This is a genomic window from Gilliamella sp. Choc5-1 (assembly GCF_001690595.1).
Classification (GTDB): Bacteria; Pseudomonadota; Gammaproteobacteria; order Enterobacterales; family Orbaceae; genus Gilliamella; species Gilliamella apicola_M.
The window spans coordinates 97,949-106,923 of record NZ_LZHH01000111.1; the positions used below are offsets into that span (position 1 = coordinate 97,949).

Here is an 8,975-nt window from a genome sequence, read left to right on the forward strand (position 1 = left end):
GTAAAAATTTAGAATTAAACTATATTTTTTAGTATCGAGGTTAACATTCACATGACAGAATTTCAAAATAGTTGTTATCAAATCGTGACCGACCCAAATTTGTCACCAAAACAAAAAGCCAATTTGCTCGCACTAGCAGCAGAAAATAATTTGCCTTATGTTGATATTGATAGTGAAACCCAAAAAGCTTTAGATGAACGTGTTATTTGTGACATGTATGAGGGGCACGCTCCATATAAACCACGCTATGTGCTCCCTGATTATGCTAAATTCTTACAACAAGGTTCAAAATGGCTTGAACTTGAACCTGCCAAGACTTTTGATGATGCACTAAATATGCTAACTATTGCTTATCATCATGTTCCTTCGGTAACAGGTATGCCTGTTTATTTAGGATGCTTAGATCAAATTTTACTTCCTTACATTGGTAATCTTACTGAAGATGAAATTTATCAACGATTAAAGCGTTTTTGGATCATGCTTGATCGTAATTTGCCCGATGCGTTTATGCATGCCAATATTGGCCCAACTGATAATATTATCTGTCGGGTAATCTTACGTGTAGATAGAGAGCTTAAACAAGTTGCACCTAATTTAACCTTTATCTATGATGAAGACATTACACCAGAATCACTATTATTAGTCGCAATAGAAAATATTTGTGAAACAAGCAAACCTCATATTGCAAACAATAATATGATCAAAAAAGATTTTGATGACCAAGGATATGGCGTAGTAAGTTGCTATAATTCACTACCCGTTGCCGGCGGAGGAAGTACGCTTTCACGAATCAATTTAAAAGAAGTAGCATTACGCAGTAAAAATAGTGAGGATTTTTTGACAAATACCTTACCTTACTATTGTCAGTTACAATTTAATCTTATTCAAGCAAGATCGGACTTTCTTTATAATCAATCCAATTTTTTTAATGGCAGTTTTTTAGTTCAAGAAGGATTAATCGATCCTAACCGATTTGCCCCTATGTTTGGTATTTTTGGCATGGCTGAAGCGGTCAATATCCTGCAAGAAAAAGCAAATCTAGCAGGGCGTTATGGTTTTGACGAGCAAGCTAATGAACTGGCATTAACCATTACCCAACTCATTGCCAAATTTATTGATAACCACACAATAAAAAATGCTTGGAAAGGAAAGGCTATGTTACACTCACAATCAGGAATCAGTACTGATAGAGGTGCAACCCCAGGTCTACGAATTCCTTATGGTCATGAGCCTGATCCCGTTACTCACATTATGGCATTGTTTAAACATCATCATTACTACACATCGGGCATTAGTGATATTTTGACTATCGATGAAACCATCAAAAATAATCCATCAGCATTACTGCAAATTTGTAAAGCAGCTTTTAAATTAGGTTTTCGTGAATTTACAGCCAATATTAGTGGCAATGATCTGGTTCGAGTAACCGGTTATATGGTTAGATTATCCGACATCAAAAAGTATAAACAAGAAGGATCACGAATTAACACAACGTTTTTAGGCGCAGAAGCTGCTGATGACGTTAAAAACAATAGTTATTTATGCCGAAAGCCAAGAGTTATTAGTCATGAACAAGTCATGGGCAATCGTTAATAAAATATTACCCTTTTCTTGTGTTGATGGACCAGGCAATCGGCTAGTCATATTTTTACAAGGATGCAATTTTCGTTGCTTAAACTGCCATAATCCTTACACAATATCATTATGTAAGGATTGTGGTGATTGTGTTTATGCTTGTCCACATAAAGCATTAAGTTTTAACAATCATCATGTTATATGGCAAACTTCGGTTTGCCAACAATGCGATACTTGTATTAATACTTGCGTTCATAACTCAACACCAATGACTTATAAATATAGTGTTGAAGATATATTAACAATTATCCGAAAATATCTGCCATTTTTAAATGGTATAACCCTTAGTGGGGGCGAAGCCACTATGCAACTTCCTTTTATTGAAAATCTATTTAGAGCAATAAAACAAGCCAACGATTTAAACCATCTTACTTGCTTTATTGATAGTAATGGTTACTTAACACAGACAGGATGGCAAAAAATAACAAGCACGATGGACGGTGCAATGATTGATCTTAAAGCGTGGAATAATAATATACATAAAAAACTAACAGGACGAGACAATCTACGAGTAAAAGAGACAATTAAATATCTTGCCAAAGTTAATAAATTATATGAGGTCAGATTTTTAGTTATTCCTAAACAGACCGACCTACAAGATAACGCAAAAAATATTGCTGAATTCTTAATTGATATAGATCCCAATATCCGAATTCGAATTAATGCCTTTCATAATCATGGCGTACATGGCATCGCTAAAACATGGCTATCTGCCAATAAACAACAAGTAGAGCAGTTTGCAGAACAATTAAAACAATATAATCTACAACAGATTATATTACCTAGTGTTTATTTGTGACTTTTTTAAGTCTATGGTAACTTTATCTACTTGCCAATTTTTGAAGTTATTTATTTACTCATTAGGCAATAGCTATTAATAATATTCAATAGTTCGAGTTGTTATCTTTCGATCATTACATTCTTTGACTGTCCAATCACCTTTTTGATTGTGTTTAGAAAACTGACATTCAAGGCTTGCTTTCTTTTTATTACCAATATATTTTTTTATTTTGATTAATTGACCCTGTTTATCATACTCCATAGTATAAGTTTCATTATCAATCACCCTTGAAATCAACTGATTTTTATTATTGTATTGAAATGTCATATTATTATTAAAATATAGTATTTTGTCTTCATCATCATAGCCAACGGAAACTGAACGAAGCTTATCTAAATCCCCCCCTGTTTGAATAAGTTTTGTGTTATAGTCTGCTTGAAAAATATCAAATACATCTGTTTCTTCATACTTATTGGTTGCGAACGGATTGAGATAATTTTGATCTTGGCTAGGCAAAGACATGGTAAAATAATCATAGAATTTCCAAGTTGTCCGTTCCGCTTTTACATCGTCAGAAGATGCAATAATACGTTTTTGTTTATAACTATAACTTTTAATGATATTAGCAAAATAAGAAACTAATCCATTTTCATCAAAATTCATTTCAAAAGCAAAATCGTTTCTTTCGCTAAGCAATTTTGAGTACTGATCTAATAACTTATCTTTTATATGTCCTTTTGCCGACTTAATACGATTTTGGGTCAGTGCATGATCAAAATAATAATACATTACAACTAAGTTCGTTGAACGAGCTAAATTTGCTGATGGTTTTGGTTTTTCTTTTGAAAATAATACGGAATCTGGCTCTATTCCCCAATCATTATTCATTTGATTATACATAACAAAATCATATCTGATTTCTGCTGCTTTTGCCGTATCATAATATGCATAAGTGAAATGCCCTCGATCCCATTTATCATCTTTTTTACTATAAAAATATGAATGCTTTATCGAATCTTCGTTATTAAAGATTAGTTCACCATTCACTAATTTGGCTAACTTAATTGAGGACGATATTTTCTTCGGAAATTGCCCGTTAATTAAACGAGGATAACTATAATAAACATGATAATTTAATTTATTTTTATCTAATTCACGTGCATAAAAATATTGTTTAAAAATATCATTATTAACCCAAGAAGGAATTTGCTCAATCGTATAAGTTACCATTGCAAAAGGGTTTACACCATTTTTATTATCCTTAACAACAAGATAATCTAAACTCAGTTGCCCAAAACAAAAACTACCTTTTTTAAATATCGTATCGCTGTTTAATTTAGCTAATTGATAGGTGGTTGTTTGATTGTTAGCATCTGATGAACGCTCTAGTAAACCTAAATTTGAAAAAATCTCTAACCGTCGATTTAATTCATTATTTACCCAAACTTCTGAGCGTTCATTTGCAGGATAACTAAGATCTTTTTTAAGATAAGGAAATGTTACTTTACCTAGATAAAAACAGATCGGTTTGTCTTGATCTTCCAATTCTGCTTTAACTTCTTCTGTTAATTTTATTTCGTTTTTATCACATCCTAACAGCATAATTGTTAATGTCAGCAAAACAACATTCAAATATTTTTTCATTATTTTTGATATTCCCTTTATATTATTTTATAGCTTAGTTAAAAAATAACTAAAAGTATATTGATAATATTCAATATAAAAATGGCTATAATTCAACGCAGCTGATTACAAAATAGGGACTATTGTCCCATAATTTATAAAAATTTTTATTTAGTTTTCTTTAATGCTGCAGCAAACGCATTTCCTATCGCACTGTTACTCAGCGATGAATTATAATTGTTTTGTTTGTTAGACTGAGTGTGTTTTTTTGAAATACGATTATCATCTTGCTTAGTCGATGATGCAGGATCATCAAGGCGCATAGTTAACGCAATACGTTTGCGTGGAATATCAACTTCCACCACTTTAACTTTAACAATATCGCCTGCTTTTACTACGGTTCTTGGATCATCAACAAACTTGTTTGATAAGGCCGAAATATGCACTAAACCATCTTGATGAACACCAATATCAACAAAGGCACCAAAATTGGTTACATTGGTAACTGCACCTTCCATAATCATACCGAGTTTTAGATCTTCCATTGTTTCGATATCTTCAGCAAACTGAGCAGTTTTAAATTCAGGTCTTGGATCTCGTCCTGGTTTATCAAGTTCTTTAATAATATCCGTTACTGTTGGCACACCAAAATTTTCATCCACATAATCAATTGCTTTAAGTGATTTTAAATAATTGCTATCACCTAAAATCTCTTTTAAAGATTTTCCATTTTTCTCTAAAATTCGCTCAACAACAGGATAAGCTTCTGGGTGAACGGCTGAAGCATCAAGTGGATTTTTACCATCCATAATTCTTAAAAAACCTGCACATTGTTCAAATGCTTTAGGACCAAGGCGCGAAACTTTTAATAGTTGTTTACGATCGGTAAATTGTCCATTTTCATTACGCCAATCAATAATATTTTGCGCAATAACTTTATTTAGACCAGCAATACGCGCAAGTAACATCATTGAGGCGGTGTTTAAATTGACACCAACTGCGTTAACGCCATCTTCAACCACAGCATCAAGTTTTTTAGCTAACTGAGTTTGGCTTACATCATGCTGATATTGACCTACTCCGATCGATTTAGGATCAATTTTAACAAGTTCTGCTAATGGATCTTGTAAACGCCGAGCAATAGAAACTGCACCACGAATAGATACATCAAGATCAGGAAACTCTTGCGCTGCTAGTTCTGATGCAGAATAAACCGAAGCGCCGGCTTCGCTAACAATCACTTTTTGCGCTTTCACTTCTGGGTATTTTTTTTGAACATCCAAATAAAAACGTTCTGTCTCGCGCGAAGCTGTACCATTTCCAATTGCCACTAATTCAACTTGATATTTAACACAAAGCGCAGCAATAACCATCGCTGCTTTATCCGCTTGACCTGTGTGCGGATAAATCGTTTCAGTCGCAACTAATTTACCTGTTGCATCAACAACCGCTATTTTTACGCCTGTTCTTAACCCCGGATCCATACCCATGGTGACTTTCATACCAGCAGGTGCAGCCATTAACATATCATGCAAGTTGGCAGCAAATACATTAATCGCTTCTTCTTCGGCCTGTTCTCGAAGCGTAGTCATCAGCTCGGTTTCCATGTGCATTAAAATTTTAATGCGCCATGTCCAATTAATTACTGCTTTTCGCCATTTATCTGCTGGTTCATCGTTAAAATGGATACCTAAATATTCAGTAATAATTTGTTCACAATAACTCTCTTTTGGCGCTTGCTCTAATTGCGGATCGGCATTTAAGGAAAGTTGTAAAAAGCCCTCGTTTCGCCCTCGAAACATTGCTAAAGCACGGTGTGACGGTACTTTAGAAATCAGTTCACTTTGTGCAAAATAATCTCGGAATTTTGCGCCCTCTTCTTCCTTACCACTCACTACTTGTGAAACTAAATGAGCATTATTCCAAAGATAATGACGTACTTTTGCTAATAAATTGGCATCTTCAGCAAATCGCTCCATTAAAATATAACGAGCACCATCCAAGGCAGATTTAGTATCGGTAATGCCTTTATCTGCATTAAAATATTTTTCTGCTTCGTTTTCTGGATTTAATGAAGGATTTTGCCATAAATCATCAGCTAGTGGTTCAAGACCTGCTTCAATTGCAATTTGACCTCGAGTACGGCGTTTGGGTTTATAAGGTAAATAGAGATCTTCAAGTTCTGTTTTGCTAAGTGTAGAGTTAATACTTTTACTTAATTCAGGTGTTAATTTACCTTGTTCTTCGATTGATTTTAAAATGGTTTGCCGGCGATCTTCAAGTTCCCTTAAATAACTCAATCGGCTATCAAGAGTTCGTAATTGGGTATCATCAAGCCCTCCTGTTACCTCTTTACGATAACGAGCAATAAAAGGAACTGTGCTACCTTCATCTAATAACTGAATTGCAGCTAACACTTGTTCTGGCTTTACAGTAAGTTCACCAGCGATAATATGGCTAATTTGATTATTTATCATGATGTTTTTATCTAATTATAAGCAAAGCGCAATTATATACCTATCTACCTTTTTGTTGCAATTCGGTAAGCTTTTTCTTCTTTTTGCAGAAATATTACTATAACGTGTTAAATAACTGGTACTTGTTAAGTGAAAACTTTGTAAAAAATATTCAGGACTCTATACCGTTTCAAATTAGATTCTATAATTAAATTTTCGGCTTCAATAAGTCGTTTGTAATATTTTGATTTAAAATTGCCTTGATTATCAGCTCATTACTGGATTTCCGATCGTGTTAATCCATATAATTGCCATATAGTTACCTTGATTTTTAAATATTAAGTTGATATATTTAGACTTATCTGTAGAGGTCTTTCTCTATTTTGAATACAACTAAAAAGTCGGAAACTAAAAAGTAGTAAAAGAAATATAATTAAAATTTACTTTTCTTTTCCTTGAGCCCTCGTTTTAGATTGGAGTTACCTTATCAAGTTCTTCAGATGATGATTGCTGTAACAATACCTACTTAAAAATCAATACATTTATCTGAAAATATTAGTTTTTATAATTTTGGAATTTATTTTAAATGGATTTTTTGAAAAATATTGCTACCTTGCTTTGTCTTACTCCGTTCTTTACTTACTCAGCACAGAATTTTAATTCAGCTAAAACACATCTAACTAAGCTATACAAATCAAACCCTGAACAAACCGAATTTTATTGTGGATGCGAATTTAGTTTTAACAATAAAAAAGGTACCATTAATTTTACTAAATGCGGTTATAAACCACGTAAAAACCAAGCTAGAGCTGAACGCATTGAATGGGAACATGTAATGCCTGCTGAAAATTTTGGGCGACATCTACAATGTTGGCAAGATGGGGGACGTAAAAATTGCAAGAAAGATATAACATTCAACAAAATGGAAGGAGATATGCATAATCTGCAACCATCAATCGGCGAAGTAAATGGCGATCGCTCTAATTATCACTACTCGCAATTCACTAAAGAATTTAATCAATATGGAAGTTGTAAAACAGCCGTTGATTTTAAAACGCGTAAATTTCAACCAAGAGAAAAAATTCGTGGAAAGATAGCACGTACATATCTTTATATGTCTGACAAATATAAAATTAATTTATCTGATCAGGAAAAAAAATTAATGGCTGCTTGGGATAAAATGTTCCCACCTGAAAAATGGGAATGTGAGCGTAATAAGCATATAGCAAAAATACAGGGTAATGATAACAAATTCATTACTGAGCAATGCAATTAATTTCGATACATGTAGGAAAATATCGTACTATTTACACACCATAATTAAAATAATCCGCTAAAAATGCATAAGGCGTTTTGCCTGAAATTTATTTATGCGGTTTATGCGGTTTAACCGTATTATAAAAATTAATAAAGTGTTTCAATTTTAGTTTTCTCTCTTTTAAATCACTAAATATTGGCTGATTATGCCACATCTCAATTTAAAACTTGTATCACGCAATTTATCTAAACAAACATTTGTCTAAACAAACAAAGACGCCCCATTTTTGTCAAAAAGTTTCAGGAGCGTACCACGTTTATGTATAAAAACAATAAAAATCAAATGGGTAGTTAAAAGTAAATATTCTCTAGTTTGCTGTTTCGTTTGATTGTTAAGTCAAGGTAAACCTTTGGTATCAGCCCTTATCGTGTGTCTGTGACAGGCGTTAATTCTGTTTTTTATGGGGATTTATAACAGTAATTTTTCAAATTACGGTAAACAACGCAAGGAATTTCTATAGTCTATTCATTATAAAAAAATAACACCAAAGATAAATATTAAAATTATTTATAATTTAGTTAGTTAAGCAATAACCTAATAAATTATATCAATAATACCGATGTTAAATAAACAAAATAATTTATACAAAAATAAGCGCTAAAAAAAGATTATTGAAATAATATTGTTCAAAAATATTGTTTCAATAACAAAAATAACGTATTTTAAATAAGAAAATACATTTATTTTCGATTTCTTAACAGTTCTATAGTGGGGATGTTGTTGGTGATATTGATAAATCATAATGTTAATTATTATTTTGTTTTATTTCATGGAGTAAGCATATTATGTTAGATATGCCACTAGCTAACTGGCGCACCATCACCGCCACCTCATCCATGCCTTTATATGCGGTGCTTTCTAACGTCAGTGATGCGCAAGCCGTTAAAAACTACTATATTACCGATGGCTCGCAAACGCCTTATGGCCTTTATACTGGCACCCCTTACGAGCACTGGTTTTCAGTAATGCCTATGCTAGTTAGGCTTGATGAGCACAGCCCTTTTTTAGATTGGGTAAACAACACCGAGTATAAGGACTGGGGCTGGTTAGCACGCTCTCATTTACCCTTTGAAGACATCTGCGCGCATTTACGCAGCTTAACCCAAGCCATAATGCCCGATGGCGAAACAGTCTTTTTTCGCTACTGGGATGGCGAATACCT

General features: G+C 33.2%; 5 protein-coding genes and 1 pseudogene. 4 read left to right on the forward strand and 2 right to left on the reverse strand.

Going from position 1 to position 8,975, the window contains the following annotated elements; genetic code table 11:
* Positions 1 to 51 precede the first annotated feature (51 nt).
* Entirely contained in the window at positions 52 to 1,593 is a 1,542-nt protein-coding gene (locus tag A9G35_RS10090; RefSeq protein ID WP_065636748.1) for a YjjI family glycine radical enzyme, read from the forward strand.
* On the forward strand, positions 1,568 to 2,434 hold the full coding sequence (locus A9G35_RS10095; RefSeq protein ID WP_065636756.1) for a YjjW family glycine radical enzyme activase: 867 nt from the start codon (positions 1,568 to 1,570) through the stop codon (positions 2,432 to 2,434). The genes A9G35_RS10090 and A9G35_RS10095 overlap by 26 nt, the downstream gene beginning before the upstream one ends.
* A 75-nt stretch (positions 2,435 to 2,509) precedes the next feature.
* Here A9G35_RS10095 and A9G35_RS10100 read toward each other — a convergent pair whose 3' ends face one another.
* On the reverse strand, positions 2,510 to 4,060 hold the full coding sequence (locus tag A9G35_RS10100) for a hypothetical protein (RefSeq protein ID WP_065636749.1): 1,551 nt from the start codon (positions 4,058 to 4,060) through the stop codon (positions 2,510 to 2,512).
* Positions 4,061 to 4,346: 286 nt separating this feature from the next.
* Positions 4,347 to 6,516, reverse strand: a pseudogene (locus A9G35_RS10105) (Tex family protein); the annotation flags it as partial.
* 565 nt (positions 6,517 to 7,081) lie between these two features.
* On the opposite strand from A9G35_RS10105, the gene A9G35_RS10110 reads away from it, so the two are divergent.
* Together A9G35_RS10110 and A9G35_RS10115 are read left to right on the forward strand one after the other, a co-directional pair.
* A complete protein-coding gene (locus A9G35_RS10110) occupies positions 7,082 to 7,771 on the forward strand; it encodes an endonuclease (protein WP_065636751.1) in 690 nt (229 codons plus the stop codon).
* 827 nt (positions 7,772 to 8,598) lie between these two features.
* Positions 8,599 to 8,975, forward strand: a 377-nt coding sequence (locus A9G35_RS10115) for a DUF4123 domain-containing protein (protein ID WP_141673856.1), incomplete at its 3' end; no start/stop codon positions are given.